This is a genomic window from Candidatus Symbiopectobacterium sp. NZEC135 (assembly GCF_025962695.1).
Window position 1 is genome coordinate 109,039 of sequence record NZ_JAGFPF010000002.1, and the last position, 18,517, is coordinate 127,555.

17 protein-coding genes, 1 pseudogene and 1 other annotated feature are annotated in these 18,517 nt (G+C 51.6%); of the genes and pseudogenes, 5 read left to right on the top strand and 13 right to left on the bottom strand.

Annotated elements, in window-relative coordinates; all coding sequences use genetic code 11:
• Positions 1-102: 102 nt before the first annotated feature.
• The gene (dnaK, locus tag J5224_RS02000; RefSeq protein ID WP_264623764.1) at positions 103-2,016 is read right to left on the bottom strand and encodes a molecular chaperone DnaK; all 1,914 of its coding nucleotides are present in this window, start codon (positions 2,014-2,016) and stop codon (positions 103-105) included.
• A gap of 141 nt (positions 2,017-2,157) precedes the next feature.
• Here dnaK and J5224_RS02005 point away from each other — a divergent pair, with 141 nt between their 5' ends.
• Both J5224_RS02005 and satP read left to right on the top strand, forming a co-directional pair.
• Positions 2,158-2,445 carry a hypothetical protein gene (locus J5224_RS02005; protein ID WP_264623765.1) on the top strand — a complete coding sequence of 96 codons (288 nt, stop codon included), beginning with the start codon at positions 2,158-2,160 and terminating at the stop codon, positions 2,443-2,445.
• A 128-nt stretch (positions 2,446-2,573) separates the two neighbouring features.
• Complete coding sequence (gene satP / locus J5224_RS02010) at positions 2,574-3,149, top strand: acetate uptake transporter (protein WP_222158255.1); 576 nt, start codon at positions 2,574-2,576, stop codon at positions 3,147-3,149.
• 95 nt (positions 3,150-3,244) lie between these two features.
• Here satP and J5224_RS02015 read toward each other — a convergent pair whose 3' ends face one another.
• Both J5224_RS02015 and mog read right to left on the bottom strand, forming a co-directional pair.
• A complete protein-coding gene (locus J5224_RS02015; RefSeq protein ID WP_264623766.1) occupies positions 3,245-4,612 on the bottom strand; it encodes an MFS transporter in 1,368 nt (455 codons plus the stop codon).
• Positions 4,613-4,739: 127 nt separating this feature from the next.
• On the bottom strand, positions 4,740-5,327 hold the full coding sequence (gene mog / locus J5224_RS02020; protein ID WP_264623767.1) for a molybdopterin adenylyltransferase: 588 nt from the start codon (positions 5,325-5,327) through the stop codon (positions 4,740-4,742).
• Positions 5,328-5,559: 232 nt separating this feature from the next.
• On the opposite strand from mog, the gene J5224_RS02025 reads away from it, so the two are divergent.
• Complete coding sequence (locus J5224_RS02025) at positions 5,560-6,651, top strand: GGDEF domain-containing protein (protein ID WP_264623768.1); 1,092 nt, start codon at positions 5,560-5,562, stop codon at positions 6,649-6,651.
• 59 nt (positions 6,652-6,710) lie between these two features.
• Here the strand turns inward: J5224_RS02025 and tal are convergent, their stop codons facing one another.
• Positions 6,711-7,664, bottom strand: coding sequence for a transaldolase (tal, locus tag J5224_RS02030; RefSeq protein ID WP_222158259.1), 954 nt, complete (start codon positions 7,662-7,664; stop codon positions 6,711-6,713).
• 183 nt (positions 7,665-7,847) lie between these two features.
• On the opposite strand from tal, the gene yaaA reads away from it, so the two are divergent.
• The gene (yaaA, locus tag J5224_RS02035) at positions 7,848-8,621 is read left to right on the top strand and encodes a peroxide stress protein YaaA (protein WP_264623769.1); all 774 of its coding nucleotides are present in this window, start codon (positions 7,848-7,850) and stop codon (positions 8,619-8,621) included.
• Positions 8,622-8,711: 90 nt separating this feature from the next.
• Here the strand turns inward: yaaA and thrC are convergent, their stop codons facing one another.
• The 5 genes from thrC to J5224_RS02060 form a co-directional block, all read right to left on the bottom strand.
• Positions 8,712-10,001, bottom strand: coding sequence for a threonine synthase (gene thrC, locus J5224_RS02040; RefSeq protein WP_264623770.1), 1,290 nt, complete (start codon positions 9,999-10,001; stop codon positions 8,712-8,714).
• Positions 10,002-10,004: 3 nt separating this feature from the next.
• Positions 10,005-10,934 (bottom strand): homoserine kinase, encoded by a 930-nt coding sequence (gene thrB / locus J5224_RS02045; RefSeq protein WP_264623869.1) that lies wholly within the window; start codon positions 10,932-10,934, stop codon positions 10,005-10,007.
• A gap of 2 nt (positions 10,935-10,936) precedes the next feature.
• On the bottom strand, positions 10,937-13,396 hold the full coding sequence (gene thrA / locus J5224_RS02050) for a bifunctional aspartate kinase/homoserine dehydrogenase I (protein WP_264623771.1): 2,460 nt from the start codon (positions 13,394-13,396) through the stop codon (positions 10,937-10,939).
• Positions 13,397-13,494: 98 nt separating this feature from the next.
• Positions 13,495-13,611: a sequence feature (Thr leader region), on the bottom strand.
• Positions 13,550-13,642, bottom strand: a complete 93-nt coding sequence (thrL, locus tag J5224_RS02055; RefSeq protein WP_264623772.1) for a thr operon leader peptide — start codon at positions 13,640-13,642, stop codon at positions 13,550-13,552. It overlaps the preceding feature by 62 nt.
• Positions 13,643-13,709: 67 nt before the next feature.
• On the bottom strand, positions 13,710-14,393 hold the full coding sequence (locus tag J5224_RS02060) for a tRNA/rRNA methyltransferase (protein ID WP_264623773.1): 684 nt from the start codon (positions 14,391-14,393) through the stop codon (positions 13,710-13,712).
• Positions 14,394-15,166: 773 nt separating this feature from the next.
• On the opposite strand from J5224_RS02060, the gene arcA reads away from it, so the two are divergent.
• Complete coding sequence (gene arcA / locus J5224_RS02065; RefSeq protein WP_195311984.1) at positions 15,167-15,883, top strand: two-component system response regulator ArcA; 717 nt, start codon at positions 15,167-15,169, stop codon at positions 15,881-15,883.
• Positions 15,884-15,944: 61 nt separating this feature from the next.
• Here arcA and J5224_RS02070 read toward each other — a convergent pair whose 3' ends face one another.
• From J5224_RS02070 to J5224_RS02080, 4 genes and pseudogenes are all read right to left on the bottom strand, one after another.
• Positions 15,945-16,406 (bottom strand): hypothetical protein, encoded by a 462-nt coding sequence (locus tag J5224_RS02070; protein WP_264623774.1) that lies wholly within the window; start codon positions 16,404-16,406, stop codon positions 15,945-15,947.
• A 47-nt stretch (positions 16,407-16,453) separates the two neighbouring features.
• Positions 16,454-16,543 (bottom strand): annotated as a pseudogene (locus tag J5224_RS35750) (hypothetical protein); the annotation flags it as partial.
• Positions 16,544-16,882: 339 nt separating this feature from the next.
• Entirely contained in the window at positions 16,883-18,172 is a 1,290-nt protein-coding gene (locus tag J5224_RS02075) for an MFS transporter (RefSeq protein ID WP_264623775.1), read from the bottom strand.
• Entirely contained in the window at positions 18,162-18,434 is a 273-nt protein-coding gene (locus J5224_RS02080; RefSeq protein WP_264623776.1) for a rhodanese-like domain-containing protein, read from the bottom strand. Before J5224_RS02080 ends, J5224_RS02075 begins: the two co-directional genes overlap by 11 nt.
• Between the last annotated feature and the right edge of the window lie 83 nt (positions 18,435-18,517).

The window sequence follows — 18,517 nt, forward strand, 5'->3', positions numbered from 1 at the left end:
TCCTGCCCTCAACATGCGTGCACGGGCGCAGAGTTTCCTCGACGCCCGTGCCTGGTTTGCCAGCAACGGCTTATCACCGTTGTTGCGCCCGCCTAAGGGCGATTATTTTTTGTCTTTCACTTCTTCGAATTCAGCGTCTACAACGTCGTCTTCTTTGCGCGCAGCGTCATCTGCACTGCCTGCACCTGCGCCAGCTTGTGCCTGCTGTTGCGATGCTTCCAGCAGTTTGGCAGACGCTTCGATCAACGTTTGGATCTTCGCTTCGATTTCCGCTTTATCTTCACCTTTCAGCGCACTTTCCAACGCTTTCAGGGCATCTTCAATCGCGGTTTTATCATTAGCGGCCAGCTTGTCGCCAGACTCTTCCAGCTGTTTACGGGTGCTATGCAGCAGGTGATCGCCCTGATTGCGCGCCTGTACCAGCTCTTCAAATTTACGGTCTGCTTCCGCATTCGCTTCTGCATCGCGTACCATCTTCTGGATTTCATCTTCGTTCAAGCCAGAAGAGGCTTTGATGGTGATGTTCTGCTCGCGGCCGCTGTTTTTGTCTTTAGCGGAAACGTGCAGGATACCGTCGGCATCGATGTCAAAAGTCACTTCAATCTGCGGCATACCGCGCGGCGCGCCCTGAATACCATCCAGGTTAAACTGACCCAGTGATTTGTTGTCGTGCGCACGTTTACGTTCACCCTGCAACACATGGATGGTTACCGCGGACTGGTTATCTTCCGCCGTAGAGAACACCTGGCTGTGTTTGGTCGGGATAGTGGTGTTTTTGGTGATCAGCGGCGTCATCACGCCACCCATGGTTTCGATACCCAGTGACAGCGGGGTAACGTCCAGCAGCAGCACGTCTTTAACGTCACCGGCCAACACACCGCCCTGCACCGCAGCACCGATCGCCACAGCCTCATCCGGGTTAACGTCTTTGCGCGGTTCTTTGCCAAAGAAGTCAGCCACTTTCTTCTGCACCAGCGGCATACGGGTTTGACCACCCACCAGAATCACGTCCTGTACGTCAGAAACGGACAGCCCGGCATCCTGCAATGCAACTTTCAACGGCTCCAGAGAACGGGTCACCAACTCTTCTACCAGCGACTCCAACTTGGCACGCGTCACTTTGATGTTCAGGTGTTTCGGACCGGTCGCATCCGCCGTGATGTACGGCAGGTTAACGTCGGTCTGTTGCGCAGAAGACAGCTCAATTTTCGCTTTTTCTGCGGCTTCTTTCAGGCGCTGCATCGCCAACGGATCGTTGCGCAGGTCGAAGCCTTGCTCTTTCTTAAATTCGTCAACCAGATAGTTGATCATACGGCTGTCGAAGTCTTCGCCACCCAGGTGGGTATCACCGTTGGTTGCCAGTACTTCAAAAGTTTTTTCGCCGTCAACTTCATCGATTTCGATGATGGAAATATCAAACGTACCGCCGCCCAGGTCGTAAACCGCAATGGTACGGTTGCCCACTTCTTTATCAAGACCGTACGCCAGCGCAGCCGCTGTCGGTTCGTTGATGATACGTTTTACTTCCAGACCCGCGATACGGCCTGCATCTTTGGTTGCCTGACGTTGCGCATCGTTGAAATACGCTGGCACGGTGATAACGGCTTCAGTGATCGTTTCACCGAGGTAGTCTTCTGCCGTTTTCTTCATTTTTTTCAGCACTTCAGCAGAGATCTGCGGCGGTGCCATTTTCTGATCCTTCACTTCCAGCCAGGCGTCACCGTTATCTGCTGCAACGATGTTGTACGGCATGATGTTGGTATCACGCTGTACTTCTTCATCTTTGAAGCGACGGCCAATCAGACGCTTGATAGCAAACAGGGTGTTTTTCGGGTTAGTCACAGCCTGACGTTTAGCGGGCTGGCCAACCAGAATTTCACCATCTTGCGTATAAGCAATAATAGAAGGCGTTGTGCGGTCGCCTTCGCTGTTTTCCAGTACTTTAACCTGCGTACCGTCCATAATCGCTACACAAGAGTTGGTTGTACCCAGGTCGATACCAATAATCTTACCCATCTAAACATCTCCACTAAAAAGTCATATTCGGTGTGGTCGTTCAACCTACTATGCGGGCGAAAAGGGGGTTTTCAACTCAGCAAGGTGCAATTATTCAATTTTTGCCCTCACGAGGTCTCCTCATCCACACGGCGTTCTTCGATGCGCCAGGCAAACTCACGCTGCCAGCACATCCCGTTACAAGAGGTCAAACCGTTTCGGTTGGAAATAAGATGGGGACGACAATTTACTCCTCAAGGGGGGGAGCGAAAAAAAAATGCAGGCGATCCCCTTTATGATCAAACTATTCCTCTTGCGCCTTGTTGTATCCGCGCAATCGTCCCGCTATTATGCCGCGCCGCAATTAAAATTTTTTTAGAAAATTTCACCGTTGCGTTGTTTTTACCGTTACAGCGCTTTGATTGTGACATTGCTTGCACAGTTAAATAGCGTTCACAGTGAGACAGCAAGGGTCTATCGGAACGACGAGCAAGGACAGCTCGCCAGAGATCAGGAAACACCGACAGAGCGCGGCATCGAGCAAGCTACACAACTCCACTATTGTATTCTGAGGATTTATGCAAACGAACTCGCTGGCGAATCCCGGTCCGTTAGGACTGATGGGCTTCGGGATGACCACCATTCTTCTTAACCTGCATAACGCAGGCTTTTTCCCACTTTCTTCTATTATTCTCAGCATGGGGATTTTCTACGGCGGCATCGCCCAGATCATCGCAGGGCTGTTGGAATACAAGAAAGGCAACACCTTTGGCGTGACCGCATTCACCTCTTACGGTGCATTCTGGTTGACGCTGGTCGGCATTCTGATGCTGCCGAAAATGGGTCTGGCAGAAGCCAGTGACGCACAGTTCCTCGGGGTATTTCTGGGTCTGTGGGGTGTTTTCACCCTGTTTATGTTCTTCGGCACGCTGTGCGCCAACCGTGCGTTGCAGTTCGTATTTGCCAGCCTGACGCTGCTGTTTGCCCTGCTAGCTATCGGTAACTTCACTGGTAACCACGGCCTGCTGACCATCGCGGGCTACGAAGGCATTATTTGCGGTGCCAGCGCCATTTATCTGGCAATGGCAGAAGTGCTGAACGCACAGTTTGGCCGTACGGTACTGCCGATTGGTGCACGCGGCGCGGCACACTAAGCGCCTCGCACTACTCGCAATAAAAAGCCCGCAACAAAAAGCCCAGCGCATGCGCCGGGCTTTTTGTTTTCTTGCCACAGAGAATGCGCGGAATACTACAGGCTCGGTGCCGACTCGGTGAGCACCACACGACGGCGCGACTGTGTCTGATAAAGATAAAGCCCCAGCAGCAAGCCAAGCCCGGACAGCGCCAGCACATAAACGGCGGGTGCGATAGGCGTTATCTGCATCATCAACGTAACGCTTATCGGCGTCAGGCCACCGAAAATCGCATAAGAGACGTTGTAAGAGAAAGAGATGCCCGAAAAACGCACTTCTGGCGGGAACGCTTGCACCATCACATAAGGCACCGCACCAACGACGCCAACGCATAATCCCGCAACCGCATACCCTAAGAACAGCAACGAGGGATCGCGCGCCGCCACTAGATAGAAGAAAGCACAGCCCGCCGCCAGCAGAATGCTGCCAAAAATAAACGTTTTACCGGCGCCGATACGATCGACGATCATCCCGACGGACACGCAGCCAATCATCAGAGTGATGGTAGCCAGACAGTTGGCCTGCAATGCCATAGACGCGGGGATACCGTGTGCTTTTTGCAAATAGGTCGGAGCCATCAGGATCACCACCACAATGCAGGCTGAGAGCAGCCAAGTCAGCAACATCGACACCACAACCGCCGTTTTATGCTTCATCACTACCGCTTTAAGCGGTAATTCGTCCGCCAGACGTTTGTGCGCCTGCATCTCCATAAACACCGGCGTTTCTTGCAACCAGCGACGCAAATACATGGCAAAGAAACCAAAGATCCCGCCCAGGAAGAACGGAATACGCCAGCCGCCGCCGACAATCTGCTGCGGGGTTAATGTGCTATTGAGCAGCGTCGCAATCGCAGAACCGAGCAAAATACCGAGCGTCAGCCCCGCCGTCAGAATGCCACACGCCAGCCCAATGCGGGAACGCGGCACGTGCTCAGAAACAAACACCCAGGCTCCCGGCACTTCACCGCCAATCGCAGCACCTTGTAAAATACGCATTAACAGCAGCAAGACTGGCGCTGCAATCCCCATACTTTCATAGGTCGGCAACATCCCCATGGCGAGCGTAGGCACCGCCATCAGGAAGATACTCAGGCTGAACATCTTTTTACGCCCCACCAAATCGCCAAAGTGGGCCATGATGATGCCCCCCAACGGGCGGGCCAGATAGCCTGCGGCAAAGATGCCGAAGGTTTGCAACTGGCGCAGCCACTCAGGAATATCAGGCGGGAAAAACAGCTCGCCAATCACCGCAGCGAAAAAGACGAAAATGATGAAGTCGTAAAACTCCAACGCGCCACCCAGCGCCGCCAGAGAGAGCGTTTTGTAATCCTGCCCGTTCAGTTGGCGCTGTTTGTGTGGCAAGGGCTGTGCTGACGATTGTTGTGATGAAAATGATTGTGATGGAGCGTTATCACCGTTCATAAGTTACCGAATAAGGCCAGAGTGAGAGAAAAATAATTTGCCGTCTTTGTGTAAAGCTAAGATTACTATAACGACTAAAATTTTACACTCCAGCGAAGCTGTAGCTTATGTTTAAAATGGGTCAATTTTAGCTTTTTGTGTCGCGGATCGCACTCTTAGGGCGAAATGCTGCTACCACTCGCGGATCGGTTTCGACATAAGGCCCTTCCAGCAACTGTATACAATACGGTACACTGGCAAAAATTCCTGGCACCACTACGTTTCCCGTATCATCCTTCAGCCCTTCCAGCGTCTCTTTGATAGATTTGGGTTGTCCCGGCAGGTTCAGGATTAATGCCTGTTTACGAATCACCCCCACCTGGCGCGATAAAATCGCCGTAGGCACAAAGCGCAAGCTGATCTGGCGCATCTGTTCGCCAAAGCCCGGCATTTCTCGATCGGCCACCGCCAGCGTGGCATCCGGCGTGACATCGCGTCGTGCCGGCCCCGTACCACCGGTGGTCAGCACCAGATGACACTGACGTTCATCCACCAGCTCACACAAGGCCTGTTCAATTAACGGTTGCTCATCGGGAATCAGGCGGGATTCCACCTCAAAGGGCGTCGTCAGCGCAGCCGCAAGCCACTCCTGTAATGCAGGGATGCCCTTATCCTGATATATCCCGCTTGAGGCACGGTCGGAGATGGATAACAGACCAATTCGCAATTCATTCATAACAACATCTCTGTCAGTTAAAATCTGATTTTAACAATCTTTTTCATGCATGAGAGCAGCACACCGTTTAAGGCGCTAGGTTATCAGTAATAATGTGAGATAAGCGGGTTTTTATGCCACCAAAGAAAAAAGATTGCGTTTATATTTAAAGTCACGGTCAGTTAGCGCCGACACTGAGTATGTTAGCGCATTGCTGGCGGCAGCTGTACGCGCGAGTACCAAGGAAACATTCATGGCCGGTCTGAAATATCAATTACTCAAACTCATCTCCCATCCGGTATCTGCGTTCTTTTTCTTTGGTTATGTGGTTTTTTCTGCCGCTCTGTTCGTCATCTACCACGATCGCCAAGTTGAATGGGAAACGCAGCGACACAATCTTGATAGCATTATTCATATTTACCAATCCTATAATACTGGCGATGAGGTCAAAAACAGCGATATCCGTTTTTTGACCGGTGATTTTACGGAGGTACGCGTCAGGACGCTGGGCTTTAATACACGTGACACACTGTCAGAATGCATCACCCATTTATCTCAGTTGGATTTAACGTTCAACGACATGACTGTTCTCCGCCTGTGCAAAGACAGGCTACCCGCTATGGGCGAATACGCAGGCAAAGGCACCTACACCACCATTTTTCCGCTGATGTCGCCGCTGGACGAACTGCACGGTGTTATCATCCGCACCACCGGCATATTGAGTGAACCGACGCTTTATAAAACCGTGAGAGCGTTCCCGTCTCTGCTCATTTCCGCGTTGATGGCGCTACTCGCTGCCATGTTGGGCAGCGCGCTCTCGCTGTTTGCCAAAAAATACCTGATTGAGCTACCCACTACCGCGCGCTACGACGATTTGACGGGCTACCTGCGCCGCGATGCCTTTTACCATGCAGCCAACAAGGTGCTGCAAATCGCCAATGTGACCCGGCGACCAACCTGCGTCATCCTGCTCGATATCGATCACTTTAAAAATGTGAATGACACGCTGGGTCACGACGGCGGTGATGACGCACTGAAAACCGTAGCGACCATCCTGAAAAACTCGTTTCGCAAAGAGGAGATCTTCGGCCGTTTGGGCGGTGATGAATTCGCCATCGTTCTGCCCAATATCGCGTTGGATGACGCTTACTGGGTCGCTGAGCGGGCCAGAGTGGCAGTGAGCAACGCCACCAGCGCCTCGTCATCGGGCCAGAAGATGAAGCTCTCCGTCAGTATCGGGTTGGTGGAATATCACATCGCACAGGAAGATCTTACCCAGGTGATGAAGCGTGCCGATGAGAAACTCTATCTGGCGAAACGAGAGCGTAACCGCGTTGCGTTATAACCTGAACGGCAAGTACAAAAAGGCCGGGGAAACCCGGCCTTTTGCGTTTTCTGCGTTAATTACAGCAGATCTTCAATCATTTTTTCCAGCTTGCCCTGATCGATAGCAAACTTGCGGATACCGTCTGCCAGTTTATCCACTGCCATCGGATCCTGATTGTGCTGCCAGTAGAACTCGGCTTCCGTCATTTTCGCCGGACGCGCTTTGATCTCACCGCTGTAAGCCAGTTTGCGCGGCACATCACCGGTAGATTCCGACAACTCTTTCAGCAACGCTGGCGCAATGGTCAGGCGATCGCAGCCCGCCAGCTCAAGAATTTCGCCGCTGTTACGGAAGCTGGCACCCATTACCACAGTTTCATAACCGTGCGCTTTGTAGTACTCGTAGATTTCAGTAACGGAGATAACGCCCGGATCTTCCTGCGGCGCGTACTCCTTCTTATCCGTGTTGGCTTTGTACCAGTCCAGAATACGGCCCACAAACGGAGAGATTAGGAAGACACCGGCTTCCGCACAGGCACGCGCTTGTGCAAAAGAGAACAGCAGCGTCAGGTTACAGTTGATGCCTTCTTTTTCCAACTGCTCAGCGGCACGGATGCCCTGCCAGGTTGAAGCCAGTTTGATCAGAATGCGATCGTTACTGATGCCCGCATCGTTATAGAGCTTGATCAGATGTTTGGCTTTGGCGACGCTCGCTTCGGTGTCATAAGAGAGGCGTGCGTCCACTTCCGTAGAGATACGTCCCGGGATCAGTTTCAGGATTTCCAGACCAATATTGACGGCCAGTTTGTCCGTGGCATCGACAAGCTGCTGTTCCCGTTTGCTGCTCTGCTCACGCGCCCATTTCACCGCGTCTTCAATCAAAGAGCGGTATTCAGGAATTTGCGCCGCGTTCAGAATCAGGGAAGGGTTGGTGGTAGCATCCTGCGGTTTGTAGAGCTTCATCGCGGCGATATCACCGGTATCAGCCACGACCGTGGTCAATTGGCGTAAGGAAGTCAGTTTATCCGTCATGTTGGCATATCTCGTTGTGGGTATATGAACGTCGTCTTGTGTTTCGCACTTATAAATTACTTATGTTTCGATAATAACACGCACCGCCCCCCGCGCAAGACAGCCTTTTCCTGTTGCAGCCATCGCCCCTTTTTTCCGTGTTTTTTGCTACAGTACTTGCAACAAAAACAGGGGAGCCATGCCATGTTGATCACCATTTCGCCAGCGAAAACGCTGGATTACACCAGCTCGTTAGCCACCGAGCGTTACACACAGCCCGCGTTGCTGGACCACGCCAGCGAACTGATCGCACAGTGTAAACGGCTCACACCGGCACAGATCGCCTCGTTGATGGGCATCAGTGACAAACTGGCGGATCTCAACGCGGGACGCTTTAGTGAATGGCAGCCCCATTTCACCCCCGACAATGCGCGCCAAGCGCTGTTGGCCTTCAAAGGCGACGTGTATACCGGGATTGCCGCAGAAGATTTCAGCGAGGCGGATTTCGATTTTGCCCAGCAGCACCTGCGCATGTTATCCGGGCTGTATGGCGTACTGCGTCCGCTGGACCTGATGCAACCCTATCGTCTGGAAATGGGTACGCGGCTGGAGAACAAGGCTGGTAAAGATCTTTATCACTTCTGGGGCGATATCATCACGCAGCACCTCAATCAGGCACTACAGGCACAGGGGGATGACATTCTCGTTAATTTGGCGTCAGATGAATACTTCAAATCCGTCAATGTCAAAAAGCTTAACGCAACGCTGATAAAACCGGTGTTTCTGGATGAGAAAAACGGCACATTCAAGGTGATCAGTTTCTACGCTAAAAAGGCGCGCGGTTTGATGAGCCGCTTTATTATCAAAAATCGGCTGACGCAGGTTGAGCAGTTGCAAGATTTTAATCTGGAAGGTTATCGCTTTGCGGAATATGGTGCGACCCAGCAGGAGCTTGTCTTTAAGCGCCACGCGCAGTGAAGGTATCGCTCCCCGCACGGCGCGGGGAACGATGAGCATCGACAGTTATAACATCGGCGGTTATAACAACAACGCTTATAACAACAGGGATTATTCCGGCAACGCCATCAGGAACTGACGCAGTTGTGCGAAATCGGGTGCAAAGTTGTGCGAGAGCAATTCCAGATCCGCACGCTGCGCCAGTGCTTCCGGCAGATCCAAGGTTTTATCCAGAATAGCTTCTACGCTCTCTTTGAATTTCGCTGGATGCGCCGTGCCCAGGAACAAACCGAACTCGCCCGGCTGAAGTTGGTCGCGCAGCAGACGATAAGCAATCGCCGCATGGGGTTCAGAGGTATAGCCCAGCGCTTCCAGTTCATGCATGGTCGCTTTGGTCACGTCATCACTCACCGCACCAAATCCCAGCGTTGGCAGCGCCCAGTTTTTACGGCGGAACAGTTCCTCGACGCGCGGCCAGTTGTTTGGCTGGCTGACATCCATGGCGTTAGACAGCGTTGCCACTGTCGGGTTAGGTGCCCATTCGCCGTTGCTGAGATAACGTGGCACGGTGTCGTTGGCATTGGTGGCAGCGATAAAGCGCTTGATCGGTAAGCCAAGGGATTTAGCTAACAGGCCAGCGGTCAAATCACCAAAGTTGCCACTCGGCACTGACACCACCAGTTGTTGACGCGCGGCGGCAGGCAACTGCGCCACAGCTTCAAAGTAATAGCAGATTTGTGCCAACAAGCGGCTGATATTGATGGAGTTGGCTGAGTTCAGGCCAATAGCCTGTTTCAGTTCTTCATCGTCAAACGCCTGCTTCACCAACGCCTGGCACGCATCGAAATCGCTGTCGATCGCGATGGTATGGATGTTACCGCCCAGCGTACAGAACAACTTCTCCTGCAACGGGCTGATTTTGCCGCGTGGATACAGAATCACCACTCGCACGTTTTCCAGACCGTAAAACGCGTGTGCAACCGCTGCACCGGTATCACCGGAGGTTGCCGTCAAAATGGTAACTTTTTCTCCGTTGGAAACCTGTGCCAGCATTTGCGCCATAAAGCGCCCGCCAAAATCCTTAAACGCCAGCGTCGGGCCGTGGAACAGCTCCAGAGAGGCAATGTCTTCAGAGACCGTGGCAACCGGAGCCGGGAAGGTAAACGCCGCTTTAACACGTTGATAAACGGTTTCCGGCGCAATCTCATCCCCCAGATAGGCAGAAAGAATGCGGCTACTGCGCGTAACCAGATCCAGTTCCAGCAGGTCATCGATTTCCGTCGAACTGAACTCAGGCAGTTCCAGCGGGAAGAACAGCCCTTGCTGGCGTCCAAGCCCCTGTTTGATCGCCTGCGCGAAGCTGACCTGCTCGTTGTGATCTTTTAAGTTGTAAAGTTTCATGCCTTATCCCAATTGACGTGCGCCTGTCGTGTCCAGACGGCAAATATGAACAAACCCTTCATCGTTCTGCAAATAGTTATCTTGCAGCCAACTGGCCAAACGCTGCGCCTTTTCCATATCGTCGCACACGGAAAACAGCGTCGGCCCAGAACCGGAGATACCGCACGCCAGCGCACCGATATCTTTTGCCGCCTGACGTGCATCGGCAAAGCCGGGCAGCAGGCGCGTACGGTACGGCTCGGCGATCACATCCTGCATCAACGCCGCCGCCAGCGCAGGCTGCCGGGTGTGACAAGCGTGAATAAAGCCCGCCAGATAACGGCCATGGCTGATGCAATCCTGACGGCGATACTGCGCGGGCAGAATGGCACGCGCTTCCGCCGTGGACACTTTGATCCCCGGATAGGCCATCACCCACAGCCAATCGTCAAACGCAGGCACTGGCTGGCTGATGATACCGTTTTGCTCGATCATCAGTTGAATACCGCCCAGGAAACACGGCGCGACATTATCGTAGTGCACGCTGCCGGAAATACGCCCTTCCAGCTCACCCATCAGCGCCAGCAAACGCGTATCATCCAGCGGTTTGCCACAAAATTCGTTCATCGCCATCAGACCCGCAACCACGGAACAGGCGCTAGACCCCAAACCCGAACCGATCGGCATGTTCTTTTCCAGCGTCATGGCGACAGGAATGGTTTTCCCCACTTCCTGACAAAACCGTTCCCAACACTGGTAGACAATGTTCTCTTTCGGCTCACTCGGCAGTTTGCCGACAAAACGGCCTTCATTGCGTAAGCTGAAGCGCTCAGCCGCCGTTACGGTCACGCAATCGCCCAACAGTGAGCCATCAACAGGCGTAACCGCCGCGCCCAGTACATCAAACCCAACGCTGACGTTGCCGATCGACGCGGGCGCATAAATTTTAACCATCATTATACTCCTGACTTCCATGACAGCGTGCGCAACAGATCGGCAAACACACCGGCTGCTGTCACATCATTACCCGCGCCATAACCGCGCAGCACCAGCGGCAATGGCTGGTAATACTGGCTATAGAACGCCAGCGCATTCTCACCGTCTTTCACTTTGAACAGCGGATCGTTACCGCCCACTGCGCTAATTTGTACTTTGCAGCGCCCTTCTTCAATCACGCCGACATAACGCAACACTTTACCTGCTTCCCGCGCTTGCGCCACCTTTTCACTGAATAGCACATCCAACTCGGGTAAACGCGCCATAAAGGTGTCGACATCACCCGAGGCATCAAAGGACGGCGGCAGCACCGACTCTACGTCGATATCGGCCAGTTCCAGCTTATAGCCCGCTTCACGCGCCAGAATCAGCAACTTGCGCGCCACATCCATGCCGGACAGATCGTCACGTGGATCGGGCTCGGTGTAACCATTGGCTTTCGCCTGCAACGTCGCCTGCGACAAACTCATTCCTTCATCCAGCTTACCGAAGATAAAGGAGAGCGATCCCGAGAGAATGCCGGTGAAACGCAGCAGTTCATCCCCGGCATTCAGCAGGTTTTGCAGGTTTTCAATCACCGGAAGCCCGGCACCAACGTTGGTGTCATACAGGAACTTACGGCGTGATTTACCGGCAGCGCTGCGCAGTTGCTGGTAATAGCTCATGGAACCGGTGTTAGCCTTTTTGTTGGGCGTAACCACATGGAAGCCATCGGCCAGGAAGTCAGCATACTGATCGGCCACCGCCTGATTAGAGGTACAGTCCACGATAACCGGGTTAAGCAGATGATACTCTTTCACCAGACGAATCAGGCGCCCCAGATTGAAGGGTTCACGCGCCTCATTCAGCGCTTCACGCCATGAATCCAGCGCAATGCCGTTAATATTGGTCAGCAAGGCTTTGGAGTTGGCAATTCCACAGACGCGCAGATCGATATGTTTCTGCTTCAGCCACGGCTGCTGGCGGTGAATCTGCTCCAGCAAGGCACCGCCTACGCCACCTACGCCGATAACGAACACATCGATCACCTGATCGGTATTAAACAGCATCTGGTGCGCCACACGCACGCCCGTCACCGCCACGTCGTTATCCACCACCACCGAGATAGAGCGCTCAGAGGACCCCTGCGCAATCGCGATGATGTTGATATTGGCACTGGCCAATGCGGAGAACAGGCGGGCAGAAAGGCCGCGCAGCGTGCGCATACCGTCGCCTACTACAGAAATGATCGCCAGACGTTCGGTGATATCCAGCGGCTCCAGCACACCGTCTTTCAGTTCCAGATAGAATTCATCTTCCAGCGTTTTCTTGGAACGGGCCAGTTCGCTTTGCGACACGCAGAAGCTGATGCTGTACTCGGAAGAGGACTGCGTGATCAGCACCACCGAAATGCCCGCACGGGACATCGCCGCAAACACGCGCGCCGCCATCCCCACCATCCCCTTCATGCCGGGGCCGGAGACGTTAAACATCGCCATATTGTTCAGGTTGGTGATGCCTTTTACCGGATATTGGGTATCGGAGCTGTCTAAACCAATCAGGGTGCCGGGCGCTTGGGGATTTTCGGTATTTTTAATCAGGCAGGGAATTTGGAACTGAGCGATGGGAGCGATGGTGCGGGGGTGAAGTACTTTGGCACCGAAGTAGGAAAGCTCCATCGCTTCCTGATACGACATCGACTTCAGCAGTCTCGCATCAGGCACCTGACGCGGGTCACAAGTGTAGACACCGTCCACGTCAGTCCAGATTTCACAACAGTCAGCGCGTAAACAGGCGGCCAACACGGCGGCAGAATAATCAGAGCCGTTGCGGCCCAGTACCACCAGTTCCCCTTTATCATTACCCGCCGTAAATCCTGCCATCAAAATGACGTGATCGGAAGGAATGCCTTGATCAGCGATACGGCGCGTGGATTCCGCGATATCCACGGTAGACTCCAGATAATGCCCCTGTGCCAGCAAGCGTTTTACCGGGTCGATAACCGAGACCTGATAACCGCGAGCCTGAAATACCGCTTCCATGATAGCGATAGAGAGTTTCTCGCCACGGCAGATAATGCTGGCGTTGACGCTGTCTGGGCACTGCCCCAACAGAGAAATGCCGTGCAAAACCTGTTTCAACTGGCCTAGTTCTTGTTGTACCAGCGTGGACAAGCGCTCATACGGGAAACCCGGCTGGGATTCCGCCAGCCCTTTCAGCAGAGAAGAAAAGATAGCTTCGGCATCGTTGATATGCGGCAGAATATCTTGGCCAGCAACGGTTTTATCAATCATCGCCACCAGGTGATTGGTGATTTTCGCCGGGGCAGACAGCACGGTGGCTACCTGTCCCTGACGCGCATTGCTCTCGATGATATCGGCAACGCGCGCAAAACGTGCCGCATTCGCCACGGAAGTCCCGCCAAATTTCAACACTCGCATTTTTATCTCTTCTCCTGAGTTTCAGTCACCAAAACACGCCGTGCGCTTTTGGCTGCCGCCGCTGGCGGCCCGGGTCGGCGGAACCTGCTCTTCGCCGTAAAAAAAAAGCCCGCACTGTTTAGGTGCGGGCTTTTTCAGATTCTTATCTACGCGTCAGCCCGCACCGTTACTGGTAGTAATGGTGGTGGTAATAATGGTGGTGGTCAGGCTGATTTGACGCATGCGTAAAGGACTCTCGATCAACAAATCGGTTTCTATCCTCTATTAGTTAAGGCAATCGCGACATGAAGTCAATGGATTTCTTTTTTTCATCTCACTTCAGTGCTTTCTCAATATCATGCAACAGCGTATGCAACATGGCTGTATCCCGCTGCTGTAACAGCCCAATGCGCTGCATTAACCAGTCACGCAATTTCTCGTCATCGTCTACTTGCAACGTCACCAACAGCTTTTCCAACCGATGACGCAGCGCGACCAACTGCCCAGCTTGAGCCGCTTCGGCAGTCTCTGCCTGTACCTGCATCAGTTGCGCCAACTGGTAACAATAGACCATGACGGCTTGTCCTAAATTCAGTGATGGGTAGTCTGCTTGCATCGGCACCCCTGTCAATATATCCGCCAGCGCCAACTCGTCGTTGGTGAGGCCAGAATCTTCACGGCCAAACACCAGCGCAGCCGAACCAACCCACTGCTGTTTCTCCTGCATCAGCCCGAGCAATTCTGCCGGCGTGCAGTAATAGTGAAACCTGGCTCGCGAGCGCGCCGTCGTCGCGACGGTAAAATCCACGTCGGCCAACGCATCAGCAAGCGTAGGGTAGCAGGTCACATTATCCAGAATATCACCGGCCCCGTGCGCCACCCGGCGTGCACCAGGCTCAAGGTGCGCCTGACTGTCAACGATACGCAGTGAATGAAATCCCATGGTTTTCATGGCTCTGGCGGCCGCCCCCACGTTCTCTGGGCGGGCTGGCGCGACCAGCACAATAAAAAACTGCACAAAACCTCCAAAGAAGAGAAAATGGCTGGCGGACGTGCGATACCGAGTATGCCCCGCCCTCCCATACCTCTTTTAACTTAACAGAAATGAAACATTCGAGCGCCACATTACGGTAAAAAACGCGGGTCAGGCCTAAAAAACGGTAAAAACAAAAAAAACCATTACATATGCTTTAATATCAATGCATTATATAACGGCTATTGCTAAATGACGTTCCGTGTTCATTGCACCCGTTTGCGCTGCTGAATCGTATCCAAATCAGGCAGATTGTGACTTAAGCTGGCAATCTTATAAGTATTTTTCACAAAATAGTTAACGTGCTACAATGAAATTTGATATATGTCAACGGAACCGTAGATTTGTGAGCGATCAAAATCGGCGCTTACTGTTATGTTGCTGTTAATAAGGTTAAACTATGCACCACTTTAGGCGTAGTTGAGTTAGCCTGATTATCATCTGATATCGCCGGTTATCACTTAGAAAGCACTGGCACTGCCCGCGCAACTGATTCACGCGGAATTTTGTCAGCGTCAGGCAACCGATACGCGGAGATGTCGTTGCTATAGCAACGTGCCGCATCGGGTGAAGTCAGGCATGCACCAGGAACGTATTTGCGTACTTTAGTCTACATTGCGAGTGTGAGCGTGTCCTTTGCGCCCCGAACTCCGGTAAGAGCCCTATAACCTCGCACCGCGCGTGCGGGAACGAAAAGACCGATGGCGACTTCTGTACTTCCGAATTCTATAATTAGTTGGCAATTTTAGGTAGCAAACATGCAGACCCCGCACATTCTTATCGTCGAAGACGAGTTGGTAACTCGCAACACCCTCAAAAGCATCTTTGAGGCTGAAGGATATGTCGTTCACGAAGCCACTGACGGCGCTGAGATGCACCATATCCTGTCCGAACATGATATCAATCTGGTGATCATGGACATCAATCTGCCCGGCAAAAATGGCCTGCTGTTGGCACGCGAACTGCGTGAACAGGCGAGCGTCGCGCTGATGTTCCTGACCGGACGTGATAACGAAGTGGATAAGATCCTCGGCTTGGAAATCGGTGCGGATGATTACATCACCAAACCCTTTAACCCACGTGAATTGACGATCCGTGCGCGCAATTTGCTGTCCCGTACCATGAATTTGGGCGGTGTGAGCGAAGAGCGTCGTCTGGTAGAAAGCTACCGCTTCAATGGTTGGGAGTTGGACATCAACAGCCGTTCGCTGATCAGCCCTGCGGGTGAGCAGTACAAGCTGCCGCGCAGCGAGTTCCGCGCGATGCTGCACTTCTGCGAAAACCCCGGCAAGATTCAGACCCGTGCCGAGCTGTTGAAGAAAATGACCGGCCGCGAGTTGAAACCGCACGACCGCACCGTGGACGTGACGATTCGCCGCATTCGTAAGCATTTCGAATCCACGGCCGATACGCCGGAAATCATCGCCACCATTCACGGCGAAGGCTACCGTTTCTGCGGCGATCTGGAAGACTAACGCACGTCGCCCGTCATTAAAAAAGGCCGATACCTTCTGGGTTCGGCCTTTTGTTTTTAACTCAGGCTCCGCTCTCGCCAATTGCTTTTATACCGTTTTCCGTTCGCACCCAGCGCGGTGCGTTGAGTTCAGCAGCAAAAAACCACACCAGTTCAGCAAGTAACCCCGTCAACGTTCTTTCCGCTTCTGACGGCAGTGCCTGAGTCATCAAAAGTTGCGATAGTGCAACGCAGTAATCGCAGAGTTGTTCTGAATCGGGTTCAAAATGGGGCGGCATGACAGGAAGGCTTTCAACGGTAAGGCTTTCTTTTATATGCGGCGGCACAGGGTCGTTTAGCGTAGAGCGCAGCAGCGTAAGGCAGATAGCAAGCCGCACGCATAATACTATTTTTAGCGTGGGATCGTCGCTTTCAATGAGCGTATCCGCGAAGCGTTCACAGTGTTGTGAAAGCGTAGTGAAATCCGTGGCAGCGCTAAAGGGAACGGTAAGTAATGGGTGTGTCTGGGTGAGGGTTGTAGCCATAAGGCAGCCTCCGATGAGTAATATTTATTACCACCACCGGAGAGGTCAATCTCACGGGTGGTGGAACCGGACGGAGTTGACCTTACCGGCCTCATCGACACCGGCGCGTCTTGCGACGCCCCCGCCCGGTCCACCATTGAGATGTAGCCGTGCGAACGACATAAAAAGGCACAAACGCACCTTATGTCGTCGATGAAGTGTTTTCAGGAGGTCAAGCCCGACGCCTGATGTTGCAGGCGCGGGTAAAAGATAGCGTTATCCGTAAAGGGCTGCAAGGGGTTTTGCCCACGTGTATACCCCTCATTGTTGCATTCCCCTGACATCTGATTTCGGAGGTAAGGAGGGAGTCGTGAACGAGCCTAGATGGATGTTAAGAGACAAGTCTTCTGTGAAGCCCACAACAAGGAATGTTATCAAGTAAACTTTGATAATTTTCAACTCCAAAAAATAATTCTAGCGTTGTCTTCTCGGGGCTTTTATTCATTTTCATTTCCCTTATAAAATGCTTCCGGATAAGTTTTTTCATAGTATCCGTTCATCTCGAACTCATTCAATGAGAGGGCTTTCCTGAGATGTAAAGAACATAATATTATGGGCGAAATTAAAATCACTACAAGGCCAGAACCAAGTGTGAAAGGAATAACACCTAACCAATTTATGTACCACCCAGCAATAGCTGCACCAAAGGGATTAGCAATACTGGATAGAAACACTGCCATTGCACTCATTCTTGTACGATAATTCCGTGGTGTTGCTGCAGAGCGCAGCGCACTGAGATTAACATTTATAAAAATGAATGCCATGCCACAAAAGGAAGCTAACAAAATGGAAAAATAAATATTGCTAGTAGCGACAATTGCCATAACACAACTACCAAGTAAAACAAAACCAAAAAAAACATTATATAAACGACCTATCAATCTATTTAATAGACCATTTATATAAAGACTACCAACAATGAGTCCTAATGCAAAAGAAAACTCAAATGCGCCGAGAAAAAAAGCTGAAAGTTTCAACTCGGAATTTATCCAATAGGGGGCCGTTATGGAGAAAAAGGGAAACATAACGAAGTTGATTATTGCACAGACTAGTGCGATATAGAGTTCGGTTCTAACATGAAAAATTAAGATGAATGCTTCTTTCGTATTATAAAACCATGATTTGTTTGCTGTGGGGCGATGAGATGATGCACAATAATTTCGCGATAATAGAATAAATGCAAAACAGGATAAAACAAGAAATAAAGCAGAAATATAAAATGCGTAGTTTGTCGAAAATATAGAAATTATCAGAGTAGCGAGCACAGGCCCCAACAACATCATTATAGAATTAACTGCAGTTCTACTTGATATGGCTTGAGTTACCTTTCCTTCGGGGACAACGTCTGGGATCAGCCCCATAATAGTTGGCTCACGGACAGAAATAACTGTACTGATGATAATCAGCCCAATCGTAATAGCTATCAAATTAAAATGGCCAACTGCACTCGAAACACTCAAAGAGATAACTACCGACAGTATTGCCACCTGACAAAAAATGATAAACTTGATACGGTTAAATAAATCACCAAAAAATGACAAAAATGGCTTAAAATATATTTCAGCAGCAACCGAAAGTGCTATAACAGATGAAAATACTGCTGCGGATTTTGTTTCTTTAAGACACCACCACGCTATTGCCAGTCTGAAGATGTGACCAGACAGCAGGCCTAGCGACGTTCCCGTCTGGAGAAGAAAAAAACATAAACCAAATGTTTTAAATTTCATTATTCCAATCCATATTTTGTAGAAATTCCTTTTCACTCTTTGTCAAACCCATAACACCTCCAGTGAGGTTGCATATATTGCTAACATCCTGATCTTGTAGAAACATTACAGCACGTTTACTGCGTCCGCCTGATTTGCAGTAGCAGACAATTTGCCGTTCCCGCGGAAGCTCGCCAAGGCGGTCGGGTAATTCCCGCAGAGGAATATGAATACCACCTATAGAAATTATTTCGCGCTCGGATTTTTCTCTTACATCGAGCAAAAGAAAACCAGAAATTCGTTGATGCTGAGATCTAATGTGGTTGCATAATCTTAAATCCGATGAAGTGGTTGATTAATGACTCA

Excerpts from the sequence above, each read along its gene's own strand:
- dnaK (WP_264623764.1), bottom strand. The coding sequence starts at position 2,016 with ATGGGTAAGATTATTGGTATCGACCTGGGTACAACCAACTCTTGTGTA.
- J5224_RS02005 (WP_264623765.1), top strand. The coding sequence starts at position 2,158 with ATGCGCCAGGCAAACTCACGCTGCCAGCACATCCCGTTACAAGAGGTC.
- satP (WP_222158255.1), top strand. The coding sequence starts at position 2,574 with ATGCAAACGAACTCGCTGGCGAATCCCGGTCCGTTAGGACTGATGGGC.
- J5224_RS02015 (WP_264623766.1), bottom strand. The coding sequence starts at position 4,612 with ATGAACGGTGATAACGCTCCATCACAATCATTTTCATCACAACAATCG.
- mog (WP_264623767.1), bottom strand. The coding sequence starts at position 5,327 with ATGAATGAATTGCGAATTGGTCTGTTATCCATCTCCGACCGTGCCTCA.
- J5224_RS02025 (WP_264623768.1), top strand. The coding sequence starts at position 5,560 with ATGGCCGGTCTGAAATATCAATTACTCAAACTCATCTCCCATCCGGTA.
- tal (WP_222158259.1), bottom strand. The coding sequence starts at position 7,664 with ATGACGGATAAACTGACTTCCTTACGCCAATTGACCACGGTCGTGGCT.
- yaaA (WP_264623769.1), top strand. The coding sequence starts at position 7,848 with ATGTTGATCACCATTTCGCCAGCGAAAACGCTGGATTACACCAGCTCG.
- thrC (WP_264623770.1), bottom strand. The coding sequence starts at position 10,001 with ATGAAACTTTACAACTTAAAAGATCACAACGAGCAGGTCAGCTTCGCG.
- thrB (WP_264623869.1), bottom strand. The coding sequence starts at position 10,934 with ATGGTTAAAATTTATGCGCCCGCGTCGATCGGCAACGTCAGCGTTGGG.
- thrA (WP_264623771.1), bottom strand. The coding sequence starts at position 13,396 with ATGCGAGTGTTGAAATTTGGCGGGACTTCCGTGGCGAATGCGGCACGT.
- arcA (WP_195311984.1), top strand. The coding sequence starts at position 15,167 with ATGCAGACCCCGCACATTCTTATCGTCGAAGACGAGTTGGTAACTCGC.
- J5224_RS02070 (WP_264623774.1), bottom strand. The coding sequence starts at position 16,406 with ATGGCTACAACCCTCACCCAGACACACCCATTACTTACCGTTCCCTTT.
- J5224_RS02075 (WP_264623775.1), bottom strand. The coding sequence starts at position 18,172 with ATGAAATTTAAAACATTTGGTTTATGTTTTTTTCTTCTCCAGACGGGA.